The sequence below is a fragment of the Microbacterium resistens NBRC 103078 genome (assembly GCF_001552355.1).
Classification (GTDB): Bacteria; Actinomycetota; Actinomycetes; order Actinomycetales; family Microbacteriaceae; genus Microbacterium; species Microbacterium resistens.
Genome location: NZ_BCRA01000055.1, coordinates 1 through 25,269, shown reverse-complemented (window position 1 = coordinate 25,269; position 25,269 = coordinate 1). Strand labels below are relative to the sequence as shown.

The following is a 25,269-nucleotide window of genomic DNA, read 5'->3' as shown; positions in this document are numbered from 1 at the left end:
AGCTGCCTACAGCGCGCGCCCCTCCCGATGAGCGGACGGGGTGATGCCCGACTCTCGCGCGAATGCCTGCCAGCCGCCGCCTGCAGGCGGGTCGAGGAGGGCCGTCACGTCTGCAGCGTCCGTGACGAGGGACGCGATGCCTTCGCGCAACAGCCGGTGCGTCCCGGCACTGGACACACTGGTGACCGGGCCGGGCACGGCGCCGACCGGGCGGCCGAGCTGCGCAGCGCGGGCGGCGACGTTGAGGGAGCCGGAGCGATAGCCGGCCTCCACGACGATGGTCGCACCGGAGAGGGCACCGAGGAGGCGATTGCGGGCGAGGAACCGCCACTTGGTCGGCGCGGAGCCGGGCGGCATCTCACTGGCGAGCAGGCCGAGGTCTCCGACTCGTGCCAGCAGCTCACGATTGCCGGACGGGTACAGGCGATCCAAGCCGCCCACCAGGACAGCGAGGGTCTGCCCGCCAGCGGCGAGCGCGGCTCGGTGTGCGGCGGCATCGATGCCGTAGGCGCCGCCGGCCACGATGATCCGTTCGGCATGCGTCAAATCGGAGGCGAACTCGCCGGCGACCTGCTCACCGTAGCTGGTGGCGGCGCGGGCTCCGGTGATCGTAACGCGATCGTTCAGCGGCCCGGTGAGGAAAGAGACGGCGCCTCGCAGCCATAGAGCGGTAGGGGCACGATCGCCCAGATCGTTGAGGGCGGGCGGCCAGTCACGGTCGCCGGGGATGAGGATACGCAGCCCGAGACGATCGCTCTCCGAGAGTGCCCGCGTGACCGTGCGGGCATCCATGCGCGGGGCAACTGTGTTGCGCCACAGCCCGGCCTCGACCGCATCGACCTTCTTTGGGAACGCGCCGGTACCGGCCGCCAGACGCACAGTCTCGACCGCGCCGACCGCAGCGATGAGTCGGCCGGTCACCGCGTCGTCGGGCTCCAACGTCGCAGCCAGAGCGACCCGCGCGGAGCGTTCGTCCTTGGCAAGAGAAGTGATCGTGACCATGCCCAGCTCCGATCGTGTGTGCCAGACAGGTGCGCGAGCGCCGCCCGAACGCACGGGCGCACCTCTTACGAATGTCGGCCGAGCGTCGTACTCTGAAGGAGAGGCAGATTCCTCCTTGACATGGCGTCCTTCGCGGACAGGCCCTCGGGTCACTCTCTACGCACTGTCTCGTCACCTGACCGTGCCACGAGAGGACAACGCCATGATCCGGCTGCTCTGGGCGCTCAGCGCCCGCGCCCGCTACTACCTGCGCCGCTACATGCCCACCAACATTGCGCTCGACGCGATCCGCACCCGCCGCGGCTTGAAATGGGGCATCCCCGGGATGCTCCTCGCGATCCCGTACTTCCTCGCCGCGAACTACTGCATCACGCTGATCGAGGAAGGCGGCCCCGGCTGGCTGAACCTCCTCGTGCTCCTGTTCTGCTGGAACGCGCTCAAGTTCCTCATCATGGGCCCGGTCAGCGTCGCCCTCCTCATCCGCGCTCGTATGGAGGAGTCGGTGACCCGCCGCCGCGACCGCTGTGCACTTCGGTCGATCGATCCTGCTGAACCGACAATGGCCCAGATGCCATAGGAACTGCACCGTCACCTCGCCCACTCCGTTCGAATAGCGATGCCGTATCGGCACGCGGTGATTCGCGTACCGGGCGGCGGGCAACTCGACCGGGGCCAGGCGGGGGAACGGACCCGCTCGTTTGTCCTCCGAGACTGGAGGAATGAATCAACACCAGTCCAGCCCGCACGGCCTGGAACCGCTCCTGAACATCGACGAACTCGCCGACTACCTCGGCGTACCCGTCTCCACGATCTACGACTGGCGCACCAAACGGCAAAGGCCCCCGCGCCTACCGCTTCGGCAAGCGCATCATGTTCGGTATCACCGACATCCGCGCCTGGATGGACACCATGCGTGAGCCCGCCGCCACTACCGGGGCCGCCACCTTTCCCGGAGCAGGGGAGGGTGCGCGTGGGTAGGCCACGCACACCGATCGGCACCTTCGGAGTCATCGCCACCCGTGCCCAGCCGAACGGCAACCATGTGGCCCGCGCCCGGTACCGGGACTGGGACGGCAGCAACCGGCTCGTCCAGGCCACTGGCCCGTCACGGGCAGCCGCGGAGCGAAAGCTGAAGCAGAAGGGGTCTGCTATTCGTGGTGGGTACGGAGCATCGGTGATGCTTGGTCTGGAACCGTTGGAACAGCAAGATCGATTTTTGTGCCTGGTTCGGCGACGGGGTGGCTGATGACTTCTCGCCCCTTCCGGATACACCCCTTGACCCCGGTCACGCCGCCGTTCAATCGAAGGGAGCTGTTGAACGCGGGGCAATCGATTTGTGATGCCTCACGACGACTGGCATTTCACAGAGATGACGGGACCGGCGAGGCAGTAGTGCTCGCCGAAGTTCGTGTTCCCCGCCGTGATCACCCCCCCCGGATCAGTGCCCGGTTCGCGGGGTCGTTGAGGAACGAGATCACCTGCTTCGGCACCGCCCCGGCACGTTCCCCGCCGCCGTACGTGGGGACCACGAGCACGAAGGGCCGCGTAACCCGGATCAGTCCCTCCACCCGGGGTCGCAGCGGGATACGGACCGCGGGCCGATCGAGCCGGTCGACGAAGCGGCGGGTGTTCTCCGACACGCTCGAGAAGAACACGAGATCAGGCGACTCGGCGGCGGCGAGCTCGCGCACAGAGGGCGCTGCGCGCCGGGACTCGGGTGGGGCTGGCATAGCGATCCTCCTCGCTCTCTCTGGCTGTGACGCGACACGCCACCGACCACTACATGTTGTGCCTCACCGATGTTTGGAGTGGCGTATCTAGTAATAGCATCGATGTAGTTTGTTTGTCTACGCCACGCCCATGTTTGGAACTACGGCATGCCGAACACTATGCTGTGGGGTATGGGACAAACGCACGTGGACGAGCGCAGTGAGGGTGCGTGGCTGGAGGCCATCACCTTGTTTCAATCCGTGCGAGACGCCGACCATGACGCTGCGGCTCGCCTGTTGCGAACGTCTTCCGACCCCGAAGCGGTGATGCTGAACCTCCTGCGCATGCTCGGCGTGTACCTGCGCCGAGAAGCACCCGACAAGCTCGACCACTTCATCGCCGCATCCCATCGCGCTGGCCCGCCCCCAAGTCCTCCGCTTCCACCACTCACGTGAACTTCCACCCGCACCCCGTCACCCGTTCAGCTAAGGAACCATCCATGCCACGAAACTCCCGCTTCTTCTCCCGCCGTGCCGTGCCGCTGCTGGCAGCGTCTGTGCTCGCGCTCTCTCTTGCTGGATGCGCGACATCCGGCGAGAACGATGCGGGAGCTGACGATGAGCGTCCGGTGGTGTTGACGACGTTCACCGTTCTTGCGGACATCGCCGAGAACGTCGCCGGTGACCATCTGCGGGTGGAGTCGATCACGAAGGTCGGGGCGGAGATCCACGGCTACGAGCCCACGCCCGGGGATATCCGTAGGGCGTCGGAGGCGGAGCTCATCCTCGACAACGGGATGAATCTCGAGGCGTGGTTCGGGCAGTTCGTCGAAGGCATGGACGTGCCCCATGTCGTCGTCAGCGAGGGAGTCGAGACGATCGACATCACCGAGGACGCCTACGCGGGGATGCCGAACCCGCACGCGTGGATGAGCCCGTTGAACGTGCAGATCTACGTCGACAACATGGTCGACGCGTTCAGCGACCTCGACCCCGGCAACGCGAGCGAATACGAGGCCAACGGCGAGGCATACAAGGCCGAGTTGCAGACCGTGCAGGACGAACTGGTCGACGCGCTGTCGGTCCTGCCCGAGAACCAGCGGGCACTGGTCACCTGTGAAGGCGCGTTCTCCTACCTCGCACGGGATGCCGGTCTGACGGAGAAGTACATCTGGGCGGTCAACGCCGAGCAGCAGGCCACCCCGCGGCAGATCTCCTCCGCGATCGAGTTCGTGCGCGAGAACGATGTGCCCGCGGTGTTCTGCGAGTCCACGGTCTCAGAAGCCCCGATGCTGCAGGTCGTCGAAGCCACCGACGCGGTCTTCGGCGGCACCCTCTACGTCGATTCGCTCTCCGAAGCCGACGGCCCGGTCCCGACCTACCTGGAACTGATCCGCCACGACGCCACGGTCATCATCGACGCCCTGACGGGACAGCACTCATGACGACAGCGATCTCGGTGCACGACGTCACCGTGCACTACGGCGAGGTCCTCGCCCTCGACCACGCCACCCTCGACATCCAGGCAGGACGCGTGTGCGGACTCGTCGGCATGAACGGGTCCGGGAAGTCCACCCTGTTCAAGACCATCATGGGACTGTTGCGTCCCGACTCCGGCACGGTGCGCGTGAGCGGCGAGAACCCCGCGAAAGCACGCAAGTCCGGGGTCGTCGGCTATGTGCCGCAGAGCGAGGACGTGGACTGGGCATTCCCGGTGACCGTACGCGATGTCGTCATGACCGGCCGCTACGGGCACATGGGATTCACCCGCCACGCGAAAAGATCCGATCACGACGCCGTCGATCACGCGCTGGAACGAGTGGAGCTCACCGAGTACGCGAACCGGCAGATCGGGCAGCTCTCCGGCGGCCAGAAGAAACGCGCCTTCGTCGCCCGGGGCATCGCCCAGGGGGCGACCATTCTGCTGTTGGATGAGCCGTTCGCCGGGGTCGACAAACGCTCCGAGGCCACGATCACCCGGCTGCTGCGCGAGCTCGCTGACGACGGGGCGACGATCCTCGTCTCCACCCACGACCTCCACGCCTTGCCCGACCTGGCCGACGAAGCCGTGCTCCTCATGCGGCGCGTGCTCATGCACGGTGACCCGGACGAGGTGCTCCAGCCCGACAACCTTGCCCTGGCCTTCGGCCTGGACGTCCTGAACCGAGGCGACAACTGATGAACCTGATCGACTTCTTCCTCGAACCCCTCAGCTACGACTTCATGGTCCGAGCCCTCGCGACCACCCTGATCGCCTCGATCGTGTGCGCGGTGCTCTCCTGCTGGCTCGTCCTGATCGGCTGGTCACTCATGGGCGACGCCGTCTCCCACGCCGTCCTCCCCGGGGTCGTGCTGGCCTACATCGTCGGCGCACCGTTCGCCCTCGGGGCGGTGATCTTCGGATTCCTCGCCGTCGCCCTCATCGGCGCCGTCCGAGACACCAGCCGGGTCAAAGAAGACGCTGCGATCGGCATCGTCTTCACCACCCTGTTCGCCCTTGGGCTCGTGCTGATCTCCGTCACCCCGTCGCAGACCGACCTGAACCACATCATCTTCGGCAACCTGCTCGGCGTGTCCTGGGCCGACCTGACCCAGGTCATCATCCTGGGTGCGATCACCTTCGCGATCCTCGTCACGAAGCGCCGTGACTTCACCTTGTACGCCTTCGACCCCACCCACGCCCACGCGATCGGCCTGAACCCGAAGATCCTCGGCGCAGCGCTCCTCGGCCTCCTCGCGCTCACCGCCGTCGTCGCCCTGCAGGCGGTCGGTGTGATCCTCGTCGTGGCGATGCTCATCATCCCCGGCGCGACCGCCTACCTGCTCACCGACCGGTTCGGACGTATGCTCGTCATCGCCCCCGCGATTTCCGCAGCGTGTGCCGTCATCGGCCTGTACTTGAGCTACTACCTCGACACCGCCTCCGGCGGCATGGTCGTCCTCGCCCAGGGAGCCGTGTTCGCCCTCGTTTACCTCTTCAGCCCCCGGCACGGGCTCATCGGAACCCGGGTCATGAGCACACGTCGCCGTCGGGCACTCGCTTCTGCGCAGTAGGGGCATCCCGCATGCACGGCAAGAGCGACCGGTCAGGGACCAGAGCACGCTATCTCCGTGCGATCTGGTCCCTGACTGAGAACAGTGACGCTCCGGTTACGGTGACGGGCCTTGCCCGTGCGCTGCGGTTCGTGCCGGGGAGCGTGTCCGAACAGGTGAAGCGACTCGTCGATGACGGCCTCATCGACCACGAACGGTACAAGTGCATCTCTCTCACCCCTTCGGGACGCCTCGAGGCGATGCGGGCACTGCGGGCGAACCGGATACTTCGATGCTTCCTCAACGACGTCCTCGAGCTGCCCTGGAGCGAACTTGTCACCAATGCCGAAGCATTGGAAGCGAGCAGCTCGCCCCGCTTCCTCCAACGGATCGAGGCTTCCCTCGGTCAACCCAGCCTCGACCCATTCGGGCAACCGATCCCCGCCCGAGACGGTCGCATCGAAACTCCCGCCGATACCCCTCTGCGGGCGCTCGTGGGCTCGTCCTGGACTCCCGTGAGGATCACGCGCATCGCCGACGCACCGCTCGAAACCCTTGCCTTCCTCGACGGGAGGAGCCTTCGTCCCGGCGCTCAGATGCAGATCCGTGGCCGCGCGACGGAACCGGACACCGTTGAAGTCCGCACGGCCGGATGGCATGGCACCTTGCTCTCTGCCGGAGTAGGCGTACTCTATGGATCACTCCACGACGGAGCTGAGGAGCTATCGCATCAACTGTCTGCGATGGACACGTAGAGCGCATCGGTTGCCGAGCGTCCCAGCGCTACCGAGGCATTCGCTCCCGTAACCCGTGCATCCAGCGCATCGGAGAAAGGCGCACCTTCGCCGATCTCCAGCGTCGCTCCGACCACGAAGCCATGCTCCTCGAAGAACTGCAGCAACGCCGGGTCCGCGTCCGAAATACGCTCGATCACCACTTGGTGCCCCGCCCCGACTTCGGTCAGCTGTGTCGCATTCGGGATATGCACCGTCCCGTCGGCTGACGGGATCGGGTCACCATGAGGGTCGCGGGTGGGGAACTCCAAGAACTCGTCGATCCGGTCGATCATGAAATCTGACACGGCATGTTCGAGGTGCTCGGCCTCTTCGTGCACTTGATCCCAGGAGTAGCCGAGGACGCTGACGAGGAACGACTCGATCAGCCGGTGCCGACGCACCATTGCCAGCGCGTAGGAGCGTCCCGTCTCCGTCAACTCCACCGAACCGTAAGGCGCGTGTTCCACGAGGCCCTGCGTAGAGAGCTTACGGACGGCGTCAGAGACCGAGGAGAGCTTCAGCCCTGTCCGCTCCGCGATGAGTGTCGGTGTCACAGGCACTGACGACCACTCCGTCAGACCCCAGACAGCCTTCAAATAGTTCTGGGTGCTCGCGGACAACTCAGAGACGGACATGAACTCAGCATAACGCCGAACTTGTAACTACGGCTCGCCAACGTTCGAGAGTACGATGATTAGCCGGTGTATGGGGGAGTCGTTGGTAGGAGCCCCGAACCCAGGGGCTATCGGTCCAGGCGTGACTGGACCAACGGAACGTAGGAGGCATCCTTCTCAAGGCCCAGCACACGATAGCCGCCCCTGACCGCTGCTTCCACTGTCGTTCCCGATCCTGCGAATGGTTCCAACACCACACCGTGCGGCGGGGTTACTAGTGTGACCAGCCAGCGCATCAACGCCAGCGGCTTCACGGTCGTGTGCGACACCCCGAATGCCCGAGGACGCTCGGCGGCAGAGGGTTTGTGGTCAAAGCGGAAGATCGGGAACTTCCGAGACAGTGACTCGCCCTGCCACGTCCCCGTCAGCACATCGAGCGCTTCTGCCTGCGGCTGGTCGAACGCAACGTTTGTCGGCCACCGGTCATCTGCGAACCTCGCGCCGTCGATGTTGACCGCACCCGCACCATGCTGGAGGACGTTACGGACGACGTTTCCTTCGGGTGGTTTCCGGGCGATGATGATCGGTTCGAACGCGGGCCGCAGCGCTGTGCCCCACCCTTCCCACCGTTGAGCATCCTGTTGCGCCCCGGGTCTGATGCAGGCTTCGTTGTCTGTCACCGTGCCCGGGTGAGCTCGGCGGGCTGATCGTAGCGCGTGGTCCGGTACGCCTCCTCGACCTCGGCTGGGGAGCGTTGGGCGAGCTCGCCGTGGACGCGGCGGTGGTTGTACCAGTCGATGTACTCGGCGACGGCGATCTCCACGTCGTTGATCGACTGCCAGCCGCGTCCGCGTTTGAGTGGGTTGTGGATCAATTCGCCCTTGAATAGCGAGTTGAACGCCTCGGCCATCGCATTGATGCTCCTATAGTTGTCAACTCGCGATTTCGCCGGTTCTGGGGTCGGTCTTGACGAGGTGGTAGACCTCGCGGATGACGTAGCGCTTGAGGCAGCGGATGATGTCGCGTTTGCTCTTGCCTTCGGCGGTGCGTCGGGCGACGTAGGCGATCGTCGGCTCGTGGAATCTCATCCTCACGATGACGGTCCGGTAGATCGCGGCATTGAGCTGGCGGTGACCGCCATGGTTGATGCGATGCTTCCCGCTGGTCATGCCCGACCCTGTGGGGATGGGGCTGATGCCGGCGAGCTTCGCGAACGCGGCTTCGCTCTTGATGCGCTCGGGGTTGTCGCCGGCGACGATGAGGATCTCCGCGGCAGTGTCGGCACCGATGCCGAACTCGTCCAGCAGATGCGGCGCCCGCCGGAGAACGAGTTGCTCGATCTGCTCTTCGAGCTCGGTGATCGCCTCATTGAGCGCGATCCAGCGTTTCGCGATCGACCGGAGCGCGTGACGGTTCGCGTCCTCCGGCGTTTCGAGCCCACGGGGCCGGAGCGCGGCGCAGTGACGGGCGATCATCTTCTGCGTCTTCCGCGCCGTCTCGCGTCGGAGATCCTCGGTAGCGTGGACGAGCATCGCTTTGAGGGTGACCATCGCTCCGGTGCGATCCTTGACCGCGGTGTCGCGGGCGACTTTCAGCTGCCGGATCATCTCGACCACGCCGTCGGCGCTCTTCGGGACCGCGGTCGCGAACCCCGCGAGGACCGCCCGGGCGGCGTTCTCCGCGTCGAGAGTGTCGGACTTGCCGTTCAGGCGCCGCAACCGACGATCCGGTCGCGAGACCTCGACGACCTTGTGATCGTTCCGGCGCAAGAACGAGGTCAGCGCGGCCCCGTAGGAGCCGGTGCCTTCGATGCCGAACGCGATGATCTTCCCGCACCCGCTCGCCCACTCCAGCAGTTGCTTGAAGCCAGCTGTATCGGTCGCGATCGTGAGGGTCGCGAGGATCCCGCCGATGGAGTCCATCACTGCGGCGACGTGGATGTGCTTGTGCGTGTCGACGCCGATCACGACGTGCCCGGAGCGGGCGGGCTCGACTGCGGTCATGTTCTTCGGTCCTCCTGCCGGTTAGCGTGGTGTCACGCTGTCGCCGGCGGGTGGACAGGACTGTCATGGGGACGCGTTGTCGAGACTGCTCCAGGCTCCTATCAGGTCACGCCCGATCCGGCGGCAGCGGTTACTGCGCGCCCGGCCGGAGGCTCGACAGATCAACGCCAAGGCACCCTGCGGGCCAATCATAAGCAAGGGTCAGAACGCTCCGGCCAGGACTTCCTCATCCTTGCGGGATGCGGCAGAAACAGACTGACAGTCATACGAATCGCCGACGGTCCCGATCGACGCGATCGCGCCGACGTCCGCGAGCCGCTCCGCGTAGCGAATCGCGGTGTATTGAGCTCCGGCATCGGAATGTTGAATGACCCCTGTGACGTCTTCACCGGCGCGATCTCGGACCCACAGAGCCATCTCCAGCGCGTCCAGCGGCAACTCTGTGGGCATTCGGTCCATCGTCCGCCACCCCACGATCCGGCGCGAGTAGACATCGGTGACGAATGCGGTGAATGCCATCCCCGACCACGTCGGAACGTAGGTGAAGTCGACAACCCAGAGCTCGTTCGGCCGGTCCGCGCGGAAGCAGCGTTGCACGTGATCCGGCGGCCGCGTCGACGATGAGTCGGGCCGGGTAGTCACGAACTGCTTGCCGCGGCGGATCCCACGCAGCCCCTGCTGCCGCATGAGTCGCTCGACCGTGCAACGGGCCACGACGATGCCTTCCCGGCGCAGCAGGCGCCAGATCTTCCGGACGCCGCTGATGCCTCGACCGAGCTTCTGATCCCAGAACACCCGCTCGATCTGCACGACCAGCTCCGCGTCGGCAACCGCCCTCGCGGATGCGGGGCGGGTCTTGAACGCGTAGTAGCCGGACGGGGCGATCGGCACGGCGTGCTCGGTGAGCACCCGGCAGATCGGCTCGACCCCGAACCGGTCACGATGATCGTCGATGAACTGAACTACCACGGCAGTCGCGGGTCGAGCTCCCGCGCGAAGAACGTTGAATCCGCCATCTCGTTCGCGCGCTTCAGTTCCCGGTTCTCCGCCTCGAGCTGTTTGATCCGAGCGGCATCGTTCGTGGTCGTCCCGGGGCGTTCGCCCGCGTCGATCGCGGCCTGCTTGCACCAGCCCGATCCGGACCACCGCCGCGTTCAGCGACAACTCCGGATCTTCCCTTCTGGCCTCGGCAACAAGCCGCATCGCACGCTCACGAAGCTCCGGCGGATACTTCCTCGGTGCTGGCATGGGTCTCATCCTCTCGGGGAATCAGACCCTCCACGAGACCCGGGGCGATTCATTGAGGGGGCTGGTGATGGTGCCTTCGTCGAGTGCTGCGGCGACCTTGGTGATCTTCTCGCGGGTGGCTTCTTCGACACTGGCGCGTGGGGTGGTGTCGGTGCCACGCTGGAGCTGGTACCAGGCGACGAAGCGGCTCACGTCGGGGGAGGCGGTGGCAGCGTCGTAGAGGCGCACCGCGTAGCCGGGCAGGTCATCGGGGGTGATCGGGATGAACTCGACGGTGCGGACGGTGATGTCGTCGAGCACGGCGTCGAAGAGGCCTTCCTTGCTGCCGGGGCTCAGCCTGCGTCGTCACGCTCCGCGATCCCATGCCACGGAGACGCAGAGCCCCCCGCCCGGCTGCGGCTGGATGTCAAGGGTCGCACGGTGGGCCCTGGCGATGGCGTGGACGATGGACAGTCCGAGTCCGTACCCGTGCCCGTCCGCGTGCGAGGTGCGAACGCGGTCGAGACGCCGGAACGGTTCGAGCAGGGCGTCGACGGACTCCTCGGGGACGGTGTCTCCTGTGTTGGTGATCTTGAGCTCGACCATCTCGTTGCTGGTACTGGTGCTGATGTGCACGGAGCCGCCGGGGCGGTTGTAGCGGATCGCGTTGTCGAGCAGGTTTGCTATGAGGCGCTCGATCAGCCGGGGGTCGCCGACCACGGATGCGGGCGAGAGCTTGGCATCGAGCGTGAGGTTCTGTTGTTTCGCGGGCGATTGGCTGTGAGCCAGGCAGTCACGAACGAGGGAGGCGAGATCGATGGGTTCGGAGCTGCGGACTCCGGCCTGTCCTCTCGCGAGAGTGAGTAGGGCGTCGATGATCTGCTCCTGCTGCGCGCCGGCCGCGAGCACGCGTTCGTGGGCGGTGCGAAGGGATTCGATTGTGGCGGCTGGGTCGTCTAGGGCGACCTGGGCCACTGTGCGTTGCCGGGCGAGCGGTGTGCGGAGTTCGTGCGACGCGTTGGCGACGAAGATGCGTTGTGCCCGGAACGAGCTGTCCAATCGCGTGAGCAATCCGTCGATGGTGTCGCCGAGTTCGGTGAGCTCGTCTCGGGGGCCATCCAGGGAGAGGCGTTCGTCGAGGTTCTCAGCGGTGATACGTCGTGTCGTCGCCGTGATGGCGCGGAGAGGGCGCAGCGCTCTGGTGGCGATGATCCAGCCGAGCACGACCGAGACCAATGTCATGATGCCCAGCGCGATCGCGGATTGGCCGAGCAGCGTGAGCATCCGCTGGGTGTGCTGCTGCGCCGCGTGGTCGCGAAGCTCGGCGGGGTCGAGACCCGGAGGCGTCAGCCCTGGGCCGTCGCCCGTCGTCTCCGGCTGACCGAGCGGCGGAGCACCGTCGAGGTCGACGTCGACGACCACCCCGGTGCCGTCGGGCTGGACAAGAGTGAGCGACTCCGATCGGGTCGTCTGGTCGACAAGACCATAGGTGATCGCGAGCATTGTCGCGCCGCAAGCCAGAAAGAGAACCGCGTAGAGCGCGGTGAGTCGCGCCCTGATCGGCAGTCGAAAGTGCCTCGACCGGGGACGTGGACGGCCGCGAGGTCCAGTCCTCATGAGACGATCACCCGGTAGCCGGACCTTGCGACGGTCTCGATCACGGGTGGATCGCCGAGTTTGGCCCGCAGTCTGCTCACCGTGATCTTGACGGCGTTGGTGAAGGGATCGGCGTTCTCGTCCCAGACACGTTCGAGGAGCTCCTCGGCAGAGACCGTGCGTCCCCCTGCCGTCACCAGCAGCTCGAGCACGCCGAACTCCTTGGGTGTGAGATCTCGCGGTTGGTCGTGCCGAAAAGCTCGTCGCCTGGCGGTGTCGACGACTAAATCGCCGACACGCAGCACCGGGGGGTGCGCAGGCTGGGAGCGCCGTGCCAGTGCGCCGATACGCGCGACGAGGACGGCGAAATCGAACGGCTTGGCGAGGTAGTCGTCGGCGCCCAGATCCAGGCCGTCCACCAGGTCTCCCGCGGAGTCCGCCGCCGTGAGCATGAGGATCCGACTGCGACCGCCTTCTTCCACCAGTCGCGCACAGACATCGTCGCCATGCATTGAGGGGAGATCCCTGTCCAAGACGATCACGTCATAGTCATTCAGCTCGGCCCGTTCGAGACCCGAAGAGCCGTCATAGGCGACATCGACGGCCATGTTCCGCCGCCGCAGCCCGACGGACACGGCATCCGCCAGCTCTGTGTCGTCGTCGATCACCAATATCCGCATGCCTCCAGGATGCGCCCAATCCGGTTTCGGAGCGGTTTCACCGTCCCTATGTAGAAGCCCAGAAGACGCAACGCGGTCGTGCGCAGCGATACCTCCCCGAAACCACGCCGGTCCTAGAAACGGAGCATCACCGAACCGAAAGGACTCACCGACATGACCAGATCAACATCGCCGGCACGGACGAGGGCGCAAGGCGCAGTCTTGGCCGCAGTGACCGTTGCTCTTCTTCTCGCCGGGTGCGCGCCCGGCGGCGGCTCGCCGTCGGGCGAGGACTCCGCAGGGGGAAGCACTCCAGCTGGAGCCGCGGACGCAGTGGCGTACGCGCAGTGCATGCGCGACAACGGCGTCCCCGGCTTCCCCGACCCTGACTCGGATGGCGGCTTCGACGTCGTCGCGGACGAACTCGGGGTCCCGATCGACTCCGACCAGTACCGGAACGCGGAGCAGACCTGCGCACCACTGCTGCCTACCCAGGGGTCCCACGTACAGGACGAGGACTACCAGGCTGTGCTGCGGTACGCGCAGTGCATGCGCGACGAGGGCGTGCCCGGCTACCCGGACCCGCCGGCACCGGCACAGGGACCAGACACCAAGCGCGGAGACAGTGGCGACGGCGCCGCCATCGACCCCAACTCACCGCAATTCCAGGCCGCACACGAAGCCTGCAAGAGCCTGCTGCCCGATGGCGGCGACGAGCCGGGCATGACGGAAGGAAACGCACCGTGACCACGACGGATGCGCCCCCTCCCGCGGACGATCTGGTGATTCCGGAGCGGTCACGCGGCACCCACCGCAGGCGCCGGATCATCGTGGCCGCAGCCGTCATCGTCATCCTCGCCACCGGCGGCGGTGTCCTCACCGCAACCCTCTGGCATCCCTCAAACCCAGCCCCGGCGGCTTCCGCCCCCGCACCCGCGACAGCAGCGGTGGAACGCCGGACCATCGCCGCACAGCAGCAGGTCAGCGGAACTCTCGGCTATGCGGGCGATCTCGATGTGATCGGTCAGCTGTCCGGAACGATCACCGCGCTCCCGACGCCCGGCACCGTCATCGAGCCCGGCAGCACCTTGTATCGCGTCGACGGCAAACCGGTCGTCCTCCTCGCGGGAGATACCCCGGCCTGGCGTGCCTTCGAGTGGGGAACAACCGGAGTCGACGCCCAGCAACTGAACGCGGCCCTGGTCACGCTCGGCTATGCCGACGGGCTCGACATCGACCCCGAATGCGACGAGATCACCTGGCGCAGCCAGCAAGCCATCAAGAGATTCCAAGCCGCCTTCGGATTGCGAGAGTCTGGCACGCTCGACTTCGGACAAGTGGTGTTCCTGCCCAGCGCCGTGCGCGTCACGGCGACATCGGCGACCCTCGGCGCGCCCGCCGGGGCAGGGCAAACCATCATCGAGGGAACCTCCACCACGCCGCAGGTCGAGGCCGAAGTACCCGTCTCGCTCCTCGCTCACGTCAAAGTGGGCGATGCCGTGGCCGTCACCCTTCCCGACCTCACCACCGCATCCGGCACTGTCACCGACGTCGGCGCGGTCGCCACCCAGAAAGAGAGCGGCTCCGCAACCGTCCCGGTGCGCGCGGCCCTCACAGATCCGGGCACCGCCGCAGGCCTGGACCAGGCACCGGTGCTCGTCGCGATCACGACCGAGACCGTCGAGGACGTGCTGACCGTCCCGGTCACCGCCCTTCTCGCTCTCTCGGGCGGCGAATACGCGGTCGAAGTGCTCGAAACCGGCGGCGACAGTCACCTTGTCACCGTCGAGCTCGGCCTATTCGACAGCGCCGGCGGACTCGTCCAAGTCTCCGGCGACGGCCTTCGCGCCGGCCAGCGAGTCGTGGTGCCCGCAGCATGACCCCCGTCATCGAGCTGAGCGGCGTGACACGCACCTACCCCGGCGAACCGCCGGTTGCCGCCCTCCGCGGCGTCGACCTCACCATCGAGCCGGGAGAACTCGTCGGCATCGTCGGCCCCTCCGGATCCGGAAAGACGACACTGCTGCAGATCATGGGCACTCTCGACCGACCCACGGCCGGAAAGGTTCGTGTCGCGGGCCGCGACACCTCCGACCTCGACGACCGGCAACTCTCCACCCTCCGTTCAGCGCGCATCGGATTCGTCTTCCAGCAGTTCTTCCTGGACGAGCACCAGAGCGTGCTCGACAACGTCGCCGACGGGCTCCTCTACGCGGGAACCCCGGCCAGCACCCGCCGCAGGCTAGGACGCGAAGCGCTGACCCAGGTCGGCCTCGAGCACAGGACCGACGCTCTCCCCTCGCAGTTATCCGGAGGACAGCGGCAACGCGTCGCGATCGCCCGAGCCCTCATCGGCGAACCCGACATCGTCCTCGCGGACGAACCCACCGGAAACCTCGACAGCACCACGGGGAACGCGATCCTCGCCCTCCTCGACGCCCTCAACCGGCGCGGCACCACCATCGTGGTCATCACCCACGACCTCGCCATCGCCGCCCGCCTGCCCAGGCGCGTCGAGATCCTCGATGGCCGCATCGTCAGCGACACCATCCAGGACCACCCCAAGGAGAACGCATGACCACCGACGACGACCTCTCGCCCCGCCGGCTGCGCCCACGGGACGTGCTCCGCGTCAGCAGCATCGGCATCAGAACCCGCAAACTCCGCGCCGCGCTCTCCGCCCTGGGAATCGCGATCGGTACCGCATCAATCGTCGGCGTCCTCGGACTCTCCTCCTCGTCGCAGGCAGGCTTGCTCGCCGAGATCGACTCGCTCGGCACCAATCTCCTCACCGTCAGCACCGGGCGCGACCTCTCCGGCGACGCGGCCGCCCTCCCGGTCGATGCGCCAGACCGGATCGGTCGGATCGCCGACGTGACCGACGTCGAGTCCACCGCAGCGATCGACATCCCCATCTACCGCAACCCGTTCATCCCCGCCGTCAACACCAACAGTCTCGCTCTACGCGCCGCCACCCCGGGACTGCCCGACGCGATCGGCGCTGCGATCGCCCACGGCGACTTCCTCAACCCCGCCACCGAACAGCTTCCCGTCGTGGTCCTCGGCTCCACCGCGGCACGGCGCCTCGGCATCGCCAGCGTCCACCCGGGAGCGCGCCTCTGGATCGACCAGCAATGGTTCTCCATCGCCGGCATCCTGGCCCCGGCAACCCTGGCGCCCGAGATCGACTCCTCCGTGCTCGTCGGGTTCGCCGCCGCCCAGGACTACCTCGGCTTCGATGGACACCCCACCACGATCTACGTCCGCACAGACACCGAACAAGTCGCTGTGGTTCACGCCCTCCTCGCCCGAACCGCGAACCCCGAGAACCCCAACGAAGTCGCCGTCAGCCGCCCGTCCGACGCCCTCCTCGCCCGCGCCCAGGCAGAGAGCGCCCTCAACTCGCTGTTCCTCGGACTCGGGGCCATCTCACTCCTGGTCGGAACCGTCGGCGTCGCCAACACGATGATCGTCTCGGTCCTCGAACGGCGTGGCGAGATCGGCCTGCGCCGCGCACTCGGCGCCACCAGAGGACACATCCGCACCCAGTTCTTCAACGAGGCGATCCTGCTCTCACTCATAGGAGGCGTCACCGGGGTCCTAGTCGGAGCACTCGCGACCGTCGTCTACGCGACCAGCAAAGGCTGGCTCGTAGTCATCCCGCCGCTCGCCTGGACCGGCGGGCTCGGCTCCGCACTGGTCATCGGAGCCATCGCAGGCCTCCTCCCTGCCATACGTGCTGCGCGTATGTCACCCACCGAGGCGCTGTGGGCCTCGTAACAAGCGACGCCAAGCGATTAGGCGCAGAATCCAACTCGATGTCGGCTTCTCGAGCGGCTGAGCACCGGACCAAGCCGTTCCGGCGACGCGCCCGTGGCGGACAGCCTGGCATCTAGCAGGCTTGCGTGAGTGCTCGGAGAGCCGCTACAGCCTGTCGCGGTGTCACACCATTGCCGAGCGCAGTGAGCTGTTGAGCGTGCGTGAGCCCGTACTCAGAGTCGGTAACCCATCCCTCGCTCAGGCCCATCAGCCATTCCACGAACGCCGGAGCGGGAGCGGGTCCGCGCTCGTTCAGGATCGCAGGGGCTGGAGCGGGCCTGCCGGTGATGCGCTCCCATCGGGCGATGGCTCCGGCGTAGCGTCCCCAGCGTCGAAGAACTCCTCGATCAGCGCGAACGCCGCCTCCGGGGAGTGCTGGCGTCCGCGCCGGGTCACGAGGTGGGCTCCGCGAGATCGAAGCCGCCGACATGGACGGGATCCTCGCCAGCGTCCCCGAAGGGTGGCAGCTCCTATACGTCCGCGAAGGATGAGCCCGACTCCCAGAGCGAAGATGTCGACGACGTCACCCAAGCGCGAGCGTGAGGCTCCTTTCGCGACGTGCAACCACCTGGACTTCCGAATACGTTCCGAATAGACTGAGCGCATGAGCATCACCGCGACTATTCCGACGCGAACGCGGCGTTCCTCGGACCTGAGCAAGCACTCCGCCGAGGTGTTCGCCGAGGCCGAGGACCACCCCGTCACGGTGACTCGTCGCGACGGCGAGGCACTGGTCCTGATGTCGCAGCGCGAGGCCGAGGGGCGCGCACGGCTCTTGAACTTCGCAGCGCAGCTGATCACGGTGACCCTGGACGACCAGGGCACGCTGGCCGAGCGCATGGCGAAGGTCTTCCCGTGGATGCTCGCCCTGTCGCCGGCTGATCGTGAGACCTGCGCCCAGGAGCTCGTCGACGCCGCCCGCGCGTCGTTCTCGACCGATCAGCCGCATCTGGCCATCGCAGAGCTGACGAGCTGGAAGGAAACGGCGACGGCCGTCGCTGCGGGTCTCGGCAGTGCCGACCTGGAGTGGCTGGACGACACCGACGCCGCTGGTGACGCCGAGCTTGGCGAGCCGGTGGAGCGCCCGTAGTCGTGGCGGCTGCCAAGAAGGGCGAGCTGGTCCCGCGCCCGCCGAAGAAGGTCGAGTACGAGATCCGCTTCGCGACCGCAGACGCACGTCGCGGCTGGCAGGACCTCGTCGCGACGATCCGCAACGCGATGACCGAGACGTGGGACTTCCTCACCCGCACGCCGCACGCGACGACGCCGACGAACTACCGCCTCAAGGGCGAGCTCGGCACGATCACGCGAGGCGGCTCATCTTTCGAGCGCTGGCAGCACAAGCCCACGACCAAGGGCAGCGCCCGCGTCTGGTTCTACGTCGACGGACGCACGGTGTACCTCGAGCAGGTGCACACGCACCACCCGAACGAGACGAAGCAGTGAAGCCAGACGATGCAGGAGAGCAAGCGCTGAGCGCCTCGACATCGTGAACGGCATGGAGGACATGCCGGGATGTCAGGTCGCGACGGCCACCTCTGCGACCGGGATCTCGGGCCGCGCGCGCACGAACCGCACCGCGTGCCGGAAGGAGTCGCCGGTCATTGCGATGTCCGCCGAGATCTCGACGACCATGGGCTCGACGAGAGTGAGTGTCCACCGTCAAGCTTGAACGGCTTCGGTCGGCGGGCCTGCTCTCGCGCGTCCTCATGCGCCCGCCACGCCGAGTACCCCTCCCGCCCGCCGCCGCGCTTGACCTCGCGGCTGACCGTCGACACCGCCCGTCCCAGGGCGAGCGCGATCGCGGTCAACGTGTCACCGCGCGCGAGACCAACCAGGATCTCCTCACGATCGAAGACCGTCAGATGCCCCTCGCGCGGCTCCCAGCCGAACGGCTTCCCGTCGAGGTGACGCCCTTCCCGCGCCATGCGGCCGACCATCGGGGCCGTGCAGCCGATCTCGCGGGCGATATCGATGAGCCGCCACCCCTTCGAGTGGAGACGGAGCGCGAGCTGCTTCTGCTCACGACTGAGATGACCATGCTTGCCCTGCAACGAATGCCTCCCGAGATCAGCGTCTGCTTCATCTCACAGCACTCATTGCGCTGACCGGTTGAATCCGCCGATCTTGAAGGCGGCTTCGGCTTTCTTCGCGGCCGAACTCGACCGGCCACACCAGCGATAGTCGCGTTCATCGACGAGCACCGCGACCGCGCCGACGGCGGGCTCAGATGGGGTGTCGAGTCAGTGCGATGCACAGCAGGCCGCCGATGAAGACGAACGCTTGCCCGCTCGGTGCGGAGAACGCGGCACCGAGGAGCCAGATCCCGAACAGCAGCAACCCCATGGTGAGGGTGAAGGTAAAGGCGGTCTTCATCGCAGGTCCAATCGGTGCAGCGGGGCGAGTAGCGGATATGAGTATCCATCGTATGATGGATTCATCAATCGGGAGGTGTTGTTGTGGCAGACACGTGGGATGCGCAGCGTCCGTTGTATGAGGTGAAGGCAAACCTGTTCAAGGGGCTCTCGCACCCGGTCCGGGTGCGAGTGCTGGAAGTGCTGTGCTCACAGCCGGAGACGTCGGTGTCGGAACTGCTGGCGGACACGGGCCTCGAGGCGTCGCATCTGTCGCAGCATCTGTCCGTGCTCCGCAAGCACCATCTTGTTGCTGCCGAACGCCGGGGAAGCCTGGTGTTCTACCGGGTGGCGCATCCGCAGGTCGTGGATCTTCTCAGCGCGGCCCGCGCGCTTCTGACCGAGCTGCTGCACACGACGCAGCAGCAGCTGGTGTCCGCGGTGTCCCTCCCCGACATTTCACGTCCCGGCGCGGCATGAGAAGTCCGGGGGCCCGCTGATGGCGCGAGGGCTGGCCGGGTTGTGGCCGCGGCGGGCGGACTACCGGGAGGTCCCGCGGTCGTGGCGGCGTGATGTGCTCGCCGGGGTGACGGTCGGGGTCGTGGCGTTGCCCCTCGCGTTGGCGTTCGGAGTGTCCTCGGGTGCCGGTGCCGCGTCCGGGTTGGTGACGGCGATCATCGCCGGGGTCATCGCTGCTGTCTTCGGTGGATCGAACGTGCAGGTCTCCGGCCCGACGGGTGCGATGGTCGTCGTCCTCGGACCGGTGATCGCCGCTCACGGGCTCACCGTCCTGCCCGTGGTGTGCGTGATGGCTGGGGGCATTGTGCTCCTCGCGGGCCTGCTGCGCCTGGGGAACGCGGTGACGTTCATCCCGTGGCCGGTCATCGAGGGCTTCACGTTGGGGATCGCGGTCATCATCTTCCTGCAGCAGATCCCGGCCGCTCTCGGCGTGCCCGCAGGTCCCAGCAGCAACGCCGCCGTCGCCGCCATAGAAGCCGCCGGCACGGTGGATCTGCCCACAATGTGGTGGTCACTCGCCATCGCCGGTACGGTCGCGGCGATCATGGTGCTGGCCCCGAAACTGCACCGGGCGCTCCCCGGCTCGATTATCGCGATCATCGTCGTCACCGTGCTGGTTGTGGTGTTCCAGGTTCCGGTGCCGTCGATCGGGGAGCTCCCGGCATCGCTGCCCGCCCCACTCCTTCCGGTCGCAGACCCCGCAACGGTACTCGCGCTGATGGGGCCGGCGTGCACGATCGCCGCTCTCGCGGCGATCGAATCGCTGCTGTCCGCCCGGGTCGCCGCCTCGATCTCCGACACCGGCCCCTACGATGCGGACCGGGAACTCGTCGGGCAAGGCCTCGCCTCCCTCGGTTCCGGACTGTTCGGAGGCATGCCCGCAACGGGGGCGATCGCCCGCACCGCAGTGAACATCCGATCCGGTGCCCGCACCCGGGTCGCCGCGATTGTCCACTCCCTGATCCTGCTCGTCGTCGTCTACGCGGCAAGCACCGTCGTATCCACGATCCCGCTGGCTGCGCTGTCGGGGGTGCTGATGGTGACCGCGACCCGAATGATCTCCCTCACCACGATCCGCACGATTCTCCGCTCCACCCGCTCCGACGCGCTCGTGTTCGTGGTCACCGCGGTGATCACCGTGAGCGTGGATCTCATCTACGCCGTCGGAATTGGGGTCCTCGCCGCCGCGTTCTTCACGTTGCGTCGCCTTGCGATCTCTGCCGGCGTGCACCGGGAAGAACTCCCCGCGCCTGCGGAGCCCGGGGACGATCGCATCGCCCTGTTCCGCCTCGATGGGGCACTGTTCTTCGGAGCGGCCGAACGCATCGTCGCTCGCATCGGCACCATCCAGAATGTGACTGTCGTGATCCTGCGGCTGTCCGGGCTGCAGGTCCTCGACGCGACCGGCGCGCAAGTCCTCACCGAACTCGTCCACACCCTCGAGCGGCGGGGGATCACCGTCCTCATCAAAGGCATTCCACCCAAACACCTGCAACTCGCAACCCGAGTCGGCGTGATCGCATCCCTCCGCCACCACAACCACCTCTACACCGACCTGGACCCCGCGATCGCTCATGCCCGTAGCCACATCCGCAGGGCACGGACCCAGGATGCGACCACGAGGCGCGGGCATCAGAACGGAGCATCGGACGCATGATCCCCGCCCACATGAGCGACCTCTACACCTGGCGTGCCCTCTCCTTCACTGAGGAGCACGGACGTTCGTGGGCCACGGATGAGTAGGGCACTCTGCTGTTGACGAGGTCGCCAAACAGCAATGCTGACTGTCGCCGACGTCGCTTGCGGGGCACGGGGCGGTTCGATGACGAAGATCCACCTGCTCTGCGGCAGGCGTGCCCGGCCGCTTACGCTCGTTCTCACCCGCGGGCAGGGCGCTTCAATTTGGTTGAACCTGTGAGGCGTACATGTTGGGGGCGTACCGTGGGGTTATGGATACGCAGACACGAACGAGCGGTGCAGATACCGCGACGCTGGGCCTGGGATCGGTGCTGGTGGGTTCGTTGCCTGCGGCGCTGATGACTGATGAGGCCCCGGATCGTTACACGGTGGAGGCGGTGTTCACGCGCCGCCCCGAACGGGACGAGATCACGGAGATCCTGGGGAGCGAGACGCGGGACCGTCTCGCGAAGGCTGGGTACTCGACCGTCGAGCTGACGATCTCGGATCGTCGCTTGGAGATCGCGAACACGAATCTTGAGGAGTTGCGCGACGGTCTCGGTGGGGTGCTTGCCGACAGGCTGGCGGAGATCAGCGAGGGTGTCCGTGCGAAGCAGGATGCGGCGGCGGTCCGGTTCCGCGAGGCGGCTGCGGGTGAGCATGACAGAGCGGCCTCTGTCGCGGCTCTCGCGGAGTCGGTGACGTTCCGCACCTCCGAGACACGAATGCCTGAGCCGGATCGGCATGCCGCGGCGACCGACGATCGCGCCCGCATCGACGACTGGACTGACGAGGGTGGTCACGGGCGTTGATGGCGTCCGTGGCCGTGGGATGTGGGGCGCATCATGGGTGGGTTTCGTTCGACCACACCGCGCTCGATGGATCGGCGGAGCGGCAGGGCTGGGAGTGAGTTCACGGCCCTGGCGAAGACGATCCGGGATCAGGGGCTGTTACGTCGCCGGTATGGGTATTACTGGTCGAAGCTGATCGGCTTGCCGCTTGTGCTCGCTGGCGGTCTGCTGGTGTTCGTGTGGATCGGTGACACGTGGTGGCAGCTGTTCACGGCGGCGTTCCTGGCGGTCGTGTTCACGCAGATCGCCTTTCTCGGGCATGATTCGGCGCACCGGCAGATCTTCGTCTCTGGCAAGTGGAACGACTGGACAAGTCTCGTGCTCGGCGACCTGCTGGTGGGGATGAGCTACGGATGGTGGCAGCACAAGCACACCCGTCACCACGCGAATCCGAACAAGCTGGGATCCGATCCCGACATTGAGCTGCCGGTGATCGTCGTGGCTCCGGAGCGTGCCGCGCCGAGAGGGCGGGTCCTGTCGTGGTTGCGCTCGCATCAGGGGATCTTTTTCTTCCCGATCCTGCTCCTGGAGGGCGTCTCGCTGCATGCGTCCGGGGTGCGTCGGGTGGTCACGCGCGGTCCGTTGAGCAGAAGATGGGTCGAGATCGGGTTCCTCTTGGTCCGCCTGGTCGGTTTCCCGGTGCTCGTCTTCCTCGTGCTGTCGCCGGGCATCGCGTTCGTGTTCCTCGCGGTGCAGCTCGGGCTTTTCGGGTTCTACATGGGCGTCTCGTTCGCCCCGAACCACAAGGGGATGCCGATCGTGCCGAGCGATGCGAGCTTCGACTTCCTGCGCCGCCAGGCGATGATGAGCCGAAACGTCCGCGGCGGACGTCTGCTCGACACCGCGATGGGCGGGTTGAATTATCAGATCGAGCATCACCTGTTCCCGTCCATGCCGCGCCCTCACCTGCGCAAGGCAGCGCCCATCATCGCCGCCTACTGCCGGAGCCATGATGTGCCGTATGTGCAGACGGGGCTGCTGGCGTCCTATGCGATCATCGTGCGGTACATCAACCGTGTCGGACTCGGGGAGCGCGACGTGTTCACCTGCCCCCTGGTCGAGCAGCGCCGCTACTTCACCGCAGTCCCGCAGTGAGCACGCACGACCACACGGCAGCCGGGCGAGGGCACGCCGCCGTCGTCTACAACCCTGTGAAGACCCCGCTGGAGCGGCTTCGCCCCGTGGTCGCGGAGTATGAGGCCCAGCATAGGTGGGAGCAGACGCGCTGGTACGAGACGCGCAGCGACGACGCGGGCCGGGCGGCCGCGGAGCACGCTCTCGCTGCTGCTCCGGCGGTGGTGATGGTCGCGGGCGGCGACGGCACGGTCCGAGCCGTCGCGGAGGTGATGCAAGGGACGGGCATTCCGGTCGCGCTGGTTCCCCTGGGCACCGGTAATCTCCTCGCACGTGATGTCGGTGCGCCGCTCAACGACATCGCCGCCTGCGTCTCCGCCGCGTTCTCGGGTGAGGACCGGTCCGTGGATGTCGGGGTGGCTGAGCTCGAGGACGAGAGCGGCGCCCGGCGTTCGCATACGTTCATGGTCATGGCCGGCATCGGACTGGATGCGGAGATGGCGGAGAGCACAAGCATCATCGCGAAAAAGCATCTCGGCTGGTTCGCGTACGTCACACCGATCGCCCGCTCGGTCATCGCGAACAAGCTCTTCCATCTCGACTACCGAATCGACGGAGGGCGGGTGAGGTCGACCCGGGCGCACACGGTCATCGTCGGCAACTGCGGAACCCTCACCGGGAACATGCTCCTGATCCCCGCTGCGATCATCGACGACGGCCTGCTGGACGTCGTAATGATGCGCCCGACAGGACGCTTCGGGTGGGCGCGGATCGGAACCCGCCTCACCCTGCAAGGCCTCGCCCGCCGCTCCCCGCTCAGCCGCAAGATCCTCCAGCAGACACCCGACCTCCACGCACTCGCCTACGTCCAAGGAACCCGGTTCGAAGCCCGGTTCGACGCCCCTCACCTCATCGAACTCGACGGCGACAGCTTCGGCCACATCACCCGTGTCCGCGTCAGCGTCCGCCCGGGCGCCCTGCACGTGCGCGTGCCGGCCCAAACGATCGTGGTGGAGAAGAGCACCGCCGCCCGGCAGCGGCCGTCACGCCCGTAGAAACCCAGGCGCAACGGCAAGGAAGGTGGACCGCGCCCCGTGCGTCCCGTGCGGGGTGACTACGTCTTGGCGCGCTTGGCGCGCTGACGGAGTATCCCGAAGATCAGGGTGCCGATGAAGAGCACGATCCCGATGATGGCCAACCAGAGCAGGCCCTCGAACACGAATCCCACGATCGACAGCACCACCCAGGCCACAAGCAAGATGAGAAGAACTGTCCACATGCTCCTCACGCTACGCTCAATCGCCCGAGAAAACCGGTGATCAACGACATTGCCTCTGCGGATCTGTCCGGGCCCGCGGCTGGCGGGAGGATTCACAGCACGGGCTGACATAGTAGAAGCGTGCTCCGCCTCGGTGATGGCATACGGATCCGAGGAGAAGGGGCGCTCATGCCCGCATGGTGGGAACAACTTCTACACATCACAACCGGTCGCATCAGCCGCCACCACGAACTCCCCGATCTCCGACACCTGCCGACACGGCCTGTCACGCTGGAACGGACCCACTACCTCGTGAACGATCGCGAACGCGACAGCCAAGCGCCTCGCACCTACGTCCTCCGCACCCAGCCCCGCACGCGAAGATCCCCAGCCGGGGTCGCCGTCACCTCCAACGGACGCGGCGTCGGTCATCTGCCCGCCGATGCAGCAGACGCCATAGGCCCGCTTCTCGACCAACTCGGCGGGGCTGCGATCGTCAACGGCACAGGACCGAAAGCGGGAAGCATCCGACTCCGGATCGACCTGCCAGCCCCTGATGCGGTTGGCAAGTTCATCCAAACACTTGGCAACGCGAGCCCAGGATGACGCTCAGAGTCTCTTGATTAGCATGACGCGGAAGGCAGCTCTGCATGTTGCATCCGCCGCGCCATTCGACTCCCAACGGGAACGCCCTCGGGGGGACCAGAAGGGGACCAGAACCATGCAGATCATGCATCCCACGACATGATCTGCATGATGAGAGGCCCGCAATCATGCGGGTCGCGAGTCCGAAGTCGCCATCTGGACGCCTGGGGGTCAAGGGGTCGCAGGTTCAAATCCTGTCAGCCCGACCGAGAGGTCCCGGAAACTCAAGGGTTTCCGGGACTCTTTCTGTAGGTGGATGTGATCCGGTCATCGAAAACCCATCACTTTGACGCCCTTGCGGCCATTTCCGGCCGTTGCGGTCCGCGGCCACGACCCACGACGATGCCAAGACCAACGGCGCTGGTGCTACCCGCAAGGCCCGACGCAATGGTTCAAAGAACCCCAAGACCGCCCCTCAGGACCGCGAGCTCGAGCTCTCTCCGGAAGACTAGA

Annotated in this window: 29 protein-coding genes, 2 pseudogenes and 1 other annotated feature; of the genes and pseudogenes, 18 read left to right on the top strand and 13 right to left on the bottom strand. The window is 66.5% G+C overall.

Annotation, left to right across the window (positions count from 1 at the left end; translation table 11 throughout):
* Positions 1 to 6: 6 nt before the first annotated feature.
* A complete protein-coding gene (gene dprA / locus MR1_RS10455) occupies positions 7 to 1,056 on the bottom strand; it encodes a DNA-processing protein DprA (protein ID WP_255218134.1) in 1,050 nt (349 codons plus the stop codon).
* Between the two features lie 148 nt (positions 1,057 to 1,204).
* Between dprA and MR1_RS10450 the strand changes: the two genes are divergently transcribed.
* Positions 1,205 to 1,579 carry a sulfate permease gene (locus tag MR1_RS10450; RefSeq protein ID WP_067246020.1) on the top strand — a complete coding sequence of 125 codons (375 nt, stop codon included), beginning with the start codon at positions 1,205 to 1,207 and terminating at the stop codon, positions 1,577 to 1,579.
* A gap of 142 nt (positions 1,580 to 1,721) precedes the next feature.
* On the top strand, positions 1,722 to 1,919 hold the full coding sequence (locus tag MR1_RS20710) for a helix-turn-helix domain-containing protein (RefSeq protein WP_255218133.1): 198 nt from the start codon (positions 1,722 to 1,724) through the stop codon (positions 1,917 to 1,919).
* A 436-nt stretch (positions 1,920 to 2,355) separates the two neighbouring features.
* Here the strand turns inward: MR1_RS20710 and nrdI are convergent.
* Positions 2,356 to 2,732 (bottom strand): annotated as a pseudogene (nrdI, locus tag MR1_RS10445) (class Ib ribonucleoside-diphosphate reductase assembly flavoprotein NrdI); the annotation flags it as partial.
* A 171-nt stretch (positions 2,733 to 2,903) separates the two neighbouring features.
* On the opposite strand from nrdI, the gene MR1_RS19385 reads away from it, so the two are divergent.
* Genes MR1_RS19385 through MR1_RS19380 form a run of 5 tightly spaced genes read left to right on the top strand, consistent with a single transcriptional unit; the run spans position 2,904 to position 6,499 of the window.
* Entirely contained in the window at positions 2,904 to 3,167 is a 264-nt protein-coding gene (locus MR1_RS19385; RefSeq protein WP_157518022.1) for a hypothetical protein, read from the top strand.
* 44 nt (positions 3,168 to 3,211) lie between these two features.
* Positions 3,212 to 4,156: a metal ABC transporter substrate-binding protein gene (locus MR1_RS10440; protein ID WP_067246017.1), complete on the top strand. Its 945-nt coding sequence runs from the start codon at positions 3,212 to 3,214 to the stop codon at positions 4,154 to 4,156.
* Positions 4,153 to 4,890 (top strand): metal ABC transporter ATP-binding protein, encoded by a 738-nt coding sequence (locus MR1_RS10435; RefSeq protein ID WP_067246014.1) that lies wholly within the window; start codon positions 4,153 to 4,155, stop codon positions 4,888 to 4,890. The genes MR1_RS10440 and MR1_RS10435 overlap by 4 nt, the downstream gene beginning before the upstream one ends.
* Positions 4,890 to 5,765, top strand: a complete 876-nt coding sequence (locus MR1_RS10430; protein WP_067246011.1) for a metal ABC transporter permease — start codon at positions 4,890 to 4,892, stop codon at positions 5,763 to 5,765. Before MR1_RS10435 ends, MR1_RS10430 begins: the two co-directional genes overlap by 1 nt.
* An 11-nt stretch (positions 5,766 to 5,776) precedes the next feature.
* Positions 5,777 to 6,499, top strand: coding sequence for a metal-dependent transcriptional regulator (locus tag MR1_RS19380; protein WP_084344529.1), 723 nt, complete (start codon positions 5,777 to 5,779; stop codon positions 6,497 to 6,499).
* On the opposite strand, the gene MR1_RS10425 is transcribed toward MR1_RS19380, so the two are convergent.
* The 8 genes from MR1_RS10425 to MR1_RS10395 all read right to left on the bottom strand — a co-directional run bounded on the left by MR1_RS10425 (position 6,475) and on the right by MR1_RS10395 (position 12,640).
* On the bottom strand, positions 6,475 to 7,155 hold the full coding sequence (locus tag MR1_RS10425; protein WP_067246008.1) for a metal-dependent transcriptional regulator: 681 nt from the start codon (positions 7,153 to 7,155) through the stop codon (positions 6,475 to 6,477). The genes MR1_RS19380 and MR1_RS10425 overlap by 25 nt on opposite strands.
* Before the next feature lie 107 nt (positions 7,156 to 7,262).
* Positions 7,263 to 7,814, bottom strand: coding sequence for a DNA methyltransferase (locus MR1_RS19375; protein WP_217996218.1), 552 nt, complete (start codon positions 7,812 to 7,814; stop codon positions 7,263 to 7,265).
* Positions 7,811 to 8,044 carry an integrase core domain-containing protein gene (locus tag MR1_RS20430; RefSeq protein WP_067246005.1) on the bottom strand — a complete coding sequence of 78 codons (234 nt, stop codon included), beginning with the start codon at positions 8,042 to 8,044 and terminating at the stop codon, positions 7,811 to 7,813. The genes MR1_RS19375 and MR1_RS20430 overlap by 4 nt, the downstream gene beginning before the upstream one ends.
* 22 nt (positions 8,045 to 8,066) lie before the next feature.
* Positions 8,067 to 9,137: an IS110 family RNA-guided transposase gene (locus MR1_RS10415; protein WP_067246002.1), complete on the bottom strand. Its 1,071-nt coding sequence runs from the start codon at positions 9,135 to 9,137 to the stop codon at positions 8,067 to 8,069.
* 201 nt (positions 9,138 to 9,338) lie between these two features.
* Positions 9,339 to 10,385 carry an IS3 family transposase gene (locus MR1_RS10410; protein WP_169797677.1) on the bottom strand — a complete coding sequence of 349 codons (1,047 nt, stop codon included), beginning with the start codon at positions 10,383 to 10,385 and terminating at the stop codon, positions 9,339 to 9,341.
* Positions 10,014 to 10,142 (bottom strand) — a sequence feature (AL1L pseudoknot). It overlaps the preceding gene by 129 nt.
* A gap of 21 nt (positions 10,386 to 10,406) precedes the next feature.
* Positions 10,407 to 10,685, bottom strand: coding sequence for a hypothetical protein (locus MR1_RS10405; RefSeq protein WP_067245997.1), 279 nt, complete (start codon positions 10,683 to 10,685; stop codon positions 10,407 to 10,409).
* Positions 10,686 to 10,730: 45 nt separating this feature from the next.
* Complete coding sequence (locus tag MR1_RS10400) at positions 10,731 to 11,867, bottom strand: sensor histidine kinase (RefSeq protein WP_067245993.1); 1,137 nt, start codon at positions 11,865 to 11,867, stop codon at positions 10,731 to 10,733.
* Between the two features lie 110 nt (positions 11,868 to 11,977).
* Positions 11,978 to 12,640 (bottom strand): response regulator transcription factor, encoded by a 663-nt coding sequence (locus tag MR1_RS10395; RefSeq protein WP_067245989.1) that lies wholly within the window; start codon positions 12,638 to 12,640, stop codon positions 11,978 to 11,980.
* A gap of 330 nt (positions 12,641 to 12,970) precedes the next feature.
* Between MR1_RS10395 and MR1_RS10390 the strand changes: the two genes are divergently transcribed.
* The 6 genes from MR1_RS10390 to MR1_RS10365 all read left to right on the top strand — a co-directional run bounded on the left by MR1_RS10390 (position 12,971) and on the right by MR1_RS10365 (position 17,884).
* Positions 12,971 to 13,366, top strand: coding sequence for a hypothetical protein (locus tag MR1_RS10390; RefSeq protein WP_157518020.1), 396 nt, complete (start codon positions 12,971 to 12,973; stop codon positions 13,364 to 13,366).
* Positions 13,363 to 14,499 (top strand): efflux RND transporter periplasmic adaptor subunit, encoded by a 1,137-nt coding sequence (locus tag MR1_RS10385; protein ID WP_067245983.1) that lies wholly within the window; start codon positions 13,363 to 13,365, stop codon positions 14,497 to 14,499. The genes MR1_RS10390 and MR1_RS10385 overlap by 4 nt, the downstream gene beginning before the upstream one ends.
* Positions 14,496 to 15,197 (top strand): ABC transporter ATP-binding protein, encoded by a 702-nt coding sequence (locus tag MR1_RS10380; RefSeq protein WP_067245979.1) that lies wholly within the window; start codon positions 14,496 to 14,498, stop codon positions 15,195 to 15,197. The genes MR1_RS10385 and MR1_RS10380 overlap by 4 nt, the downstream gene beginning before the upstream one ends.
* Positions 15,194 to 16,399 (top strand): ABC transporter permease, encoded by a 1,206-nt coding sequence (locus MR1_RS10375; protein ID WP_067245976.1) that lies wholly within the window; start codon positions 15,194 to 15,196, stop codon positions 16,397 to 16,399. Before MR1_RS10380 ends, MR1_RS10375 begins: the two co-directional genes overlap by 4 nt.
* Before the next feature lie 643 nt (positions 16,400 to 17,042).
* The gene (locus tag MR1_RS10370; protein WP_067245973.1) at positions 17,043 to 17,528 is read left to right on the top strand and encodes a type II toxin-antitoxin system Phd/YefM family antitoxin; all 486 of its coding nucleotides are present in this window, start codon (positions 17,043 to 17,045) and stop codon (positions 17,526 to 17,528) included.
* Positions 17,529 to 17,530: 2 nt separating this feature from the next.
* The gene (locus MR1_RS10365) at positions 17,531 to 17,884 is read left to right on the top strand and encodes a hypothetical protein (protein WP_067245970.1); all 354 of its coding nucleotides are present in this window, start codon (positions 17,531 to 17,533) and stop codon (positions 17,882 to 17,884) included.
* 200 nt (positions 17,885 to 18,084) lie between these two features.
* Here the strand turns inward: MR1_RS10365 and MR1_RS19365 are convergent.
* Both MR1_RS19365 and MR1_RS19730 read right to left on the bottom strand, forming a co-directional pair.
* Positions 18,085 to 18,492, bottom strand: a pseudogene (locus MR1_RS19365) (helix-turn-helix domain-containing protein); the annotation flags it as partial.
* A gap of 172 nt (positions 18,493 to 18,664) precedes the next feature.
* Positions 18,665 to 18,814 carry a hypothetical protein gene (locus tag MR1_RS19730; protein ID WP_157518018.1) on the bottom strand — a complete coding sequence of 50 codons (150 nt, stop codon included), beginning with the start codon at positions 18,812 to 18,814 and terminating at the stop codon, positions 18,665 to 18,667.
* A gap of 83 nt (positions 18,815 to 18,897) precedes the next feature.
* Here MR1_RS19730 and MR1_RS10355 point away from each other — a divergent pair, with 83 nt between their 5' ends.
* The 5 genes from MR1_RS10355 (at position 18,898) to MR1_RS10335 (ending at position 23,968) form a co-directional block, all read left to right on the top strand.
* Positions 18,898 to 19,272, top strand: coding sequence for an ArsR/SmtB family transcription factor (locus MR1_RS10355; protein WP_067245963.1), 375 nt, complete (start codon positions 18,898 to 18,900; stop codon positions 19,270 to 19,272).
* Between the two features lie 19 nt (positions 19,273 to 19,291).
* Positions 19,292 to 20,968, top strand: coding sequence for a SulP family inorganic anion transporter (locus MR1_RS10350; protein WP_067245960.1), 1,677 nt, complete (start codon positions 19,292 to 19,294; stop codon positions 20,966 to 20,968).
* 268 nt (positions 20,969 to 21,236) lie between these two features.
* Complete coding sequence (locus MR1_RS10345; protein WP_255218132.1) at positions 21,237 to 21,800, top strand: hypothetical protein; 564 nt, start codon at positions 21,237 to 21,239, stop codon at positions 21,798 to 21,800.
* A gap of 33 nt (positions 21,801 to 21,833) precedes the next feature.
* Positions 21,834 to 22,934 (top strand): fatty acid desaturase family protein, encoded by a 1,101-nt coding sequence (locus tag MR1_RS10340; RefSeq protein WP_067245956.1) that lies wholly within the window; start codon positions 21,834 to 21,836, stop codon positions 22,932 to 22,934.
* Positions 22,931 to 23,968, top strand: coding sequence for a diacylglycerol/lipid kinase family protein (locus tag MR1_RS10335; protein ID WP_084344525.1), 1,038 nt, complete (start codon positions 22,931 to 22,933; stop codon positions 23,966 to 23,968). Before MR1_RS10340 ends, MR1_RS10335 begins: the two co-directional genes overlap by 4 nt.
* A gap of 59 nt (positions 23,969 to 24,027) precedes the next feature.
* Here the strand turns inward: MR1_RS10335 and MR1_RS20100 are convergent, their stop codons facing one another.
* Positions 24,028 to 24,192: a hypothetical protein gene (locus tag MR1_RS20100; RefSeq protein ID WP_169797676.1), complete on the bottom strand. Its 165-nt coding sequence runs from the start codon at positions 24,190 to 24,192 to the stop codon at positions 24,028 to 24,030.
* Positions 24,193 to 25,269 lie beyond the last annotated feature (1,077 nt).

Excerpts from the sequence above, each read along its gene's own strand:
- MR1_RS10450 (WP_067246020.1), top strand. The coding sequence starts at position 1,205 with ATGATCCGGCTGCTCTGGGCGCTCAGCGCCCGCGCCCGCTACTACCTG.
- MR1_RS20710 (WP_255218133.1), top strand. The coding sequence starts at position 1,722 with ATGAATCAACACCAGTCCAGCCCGCACGGCCTGGAACCGCTCCTGAAC.
- MR1_RS19385 (WP_157518022.1), top strand. The coding sequence starts at position 2,904 with ATGGGACAAACGCACGTGGACGAGCGCAGTGAGGGTGCGTGGCTGGAG.
- MR1_RS10440 (WP_067246017.1), top strand. The coding sequence starts at position 3,212 with ATGCCACGAAACTCCCGCTTCTTCTCCCGCCGTGCCGTGCCGCTGCTG.
- MR1_RS10435 (WP_067246014.1), top strand. The coding sequence starts at position 4,153 with ATGACGACAGCGATCTCGGTGCACGACGTCACCGTGCACTACGGCGAG.
- MR1_RS10430 (WP_067246011.1), top strand. The coding sequence starts at position 4,890 with ATGAACCTGATCGACTTCTTCCTCGAACCCCTCAGCTACGACTTCATG.
- MR1_RS19380 (WP_084344529.1), top strand. The coding sequence starts at position 5,777 with ATGCACGGCAAGAGCGACCGGTCAGGGACCAGAGCACGCTATCTCCGT.
- MR1_RS10425 (WP_067246008.1), bottom strand. The coding sequence starts at position 7,155 with ATGTCCGTCTCTGAGTTGTCCGCGAGCACCCAGAACTATTTGAAGGCT.
- MR1_RS20430 (WP_067246005.1), bottom strand. The coding sequence starts at position 8,044 with ATGGCCGAGGCGTTCAACTCGCTATTCAAGGGCGAATTGATCCACAAC.
- MR1_RS10415 (WP_067246002.1), bottom strand. The coding sequence starts at position 9,137 with ATGACCGCAGTCGAGCCCGCCCGCTCCGGGCACGTCGTGATCGGCGTC.
- MR1_RS10410 (WP_169797677.1), bottom strand. The coding sequence starts at position 10,385 with ATGCCAGCACCGAGGAAGTATCCGCCGGAGCTTCGTGAGCGTGCGATG.
- MR1_RS10400 (WP_067245993.1), bottom strand. The coding sequence starts at position 11,867 with ATGCTCGCGATCACCTATGGTCTTGTCGACCAGACGACCCGATCGGAG.
- MR1_RS10395 (WP_067245989.1), bottom strand. The coding sequence starts at position 12,640 with ATGCGGATATTGGTGATCGACGACGACACAGAGCTGGCGGATGCCGTG.
- MR1_RS10390 (WP_157518020.1), top strand. The coding sequence starts at position 12,971 with ATGCGCGACAACGGCGTCCCCGGCTTCCCCGACCCTGACTCGGATGGC.
- MR1_RS10380 (WP_067245979.1), top strand. The coding sequence starts at position 14,496 with ATGACCCCCGTCATCGAGCTGAGCGGCGTGACACGCACCTACCCCGGC.
- MR1_RS10375 (WP_067245976.1), top strand. The coding sequence starts at position 15,194 with ATGACCACCGACGACGACCTCTCGCCCCGCCGGCTGCGCCCACGGGAC.
- MR1_RS10370 (WP_067245973.1), top strand. The coding sequence starts at position 17,043 with ATGAGCATCACCGCGACTATTCCGACGCGAACGCGGCGTTCCTCGGAC.
- MR1_RS19730 (WP_157518018.1), bottom strand. The coding sequence starts at position 18,814 with ATGAAGACCGCCTTTACCTTCACCCTCACCATGGGGTTGCTGCTGTTC.
- MR1_RS10350 (WP_067245960.1), top strand. The coding sequence starts at position 19,292 with ATGGCGCGAGGGCTGGCCGGGTTGTGGCCGCGGCGGGCGGACTACCGG.
- MR1_RS10345 (WP_255218132.1), top strand. The coding sequence starts at position 21,237 with ATGTTGGGGGCGTACCGTGGGGTTATGGATACGCAGACACGAACGAGC.
- MR1_RS10340 (WP_067245956.1), top strand. The coding sequence starts at position 21,834 with ATGGGTGGGTTTCGTTCGACCACACCGCGCTCGATGGATCGGCGGAGC.
- MR1_RS20100 (WP_169797676.1), bottom strand. The coding sequence starts at position 24,192 with ATGTGGACAGTTCTTCTCATCTTGCTTGTGGCCTGGGTGGTGCTGTCG.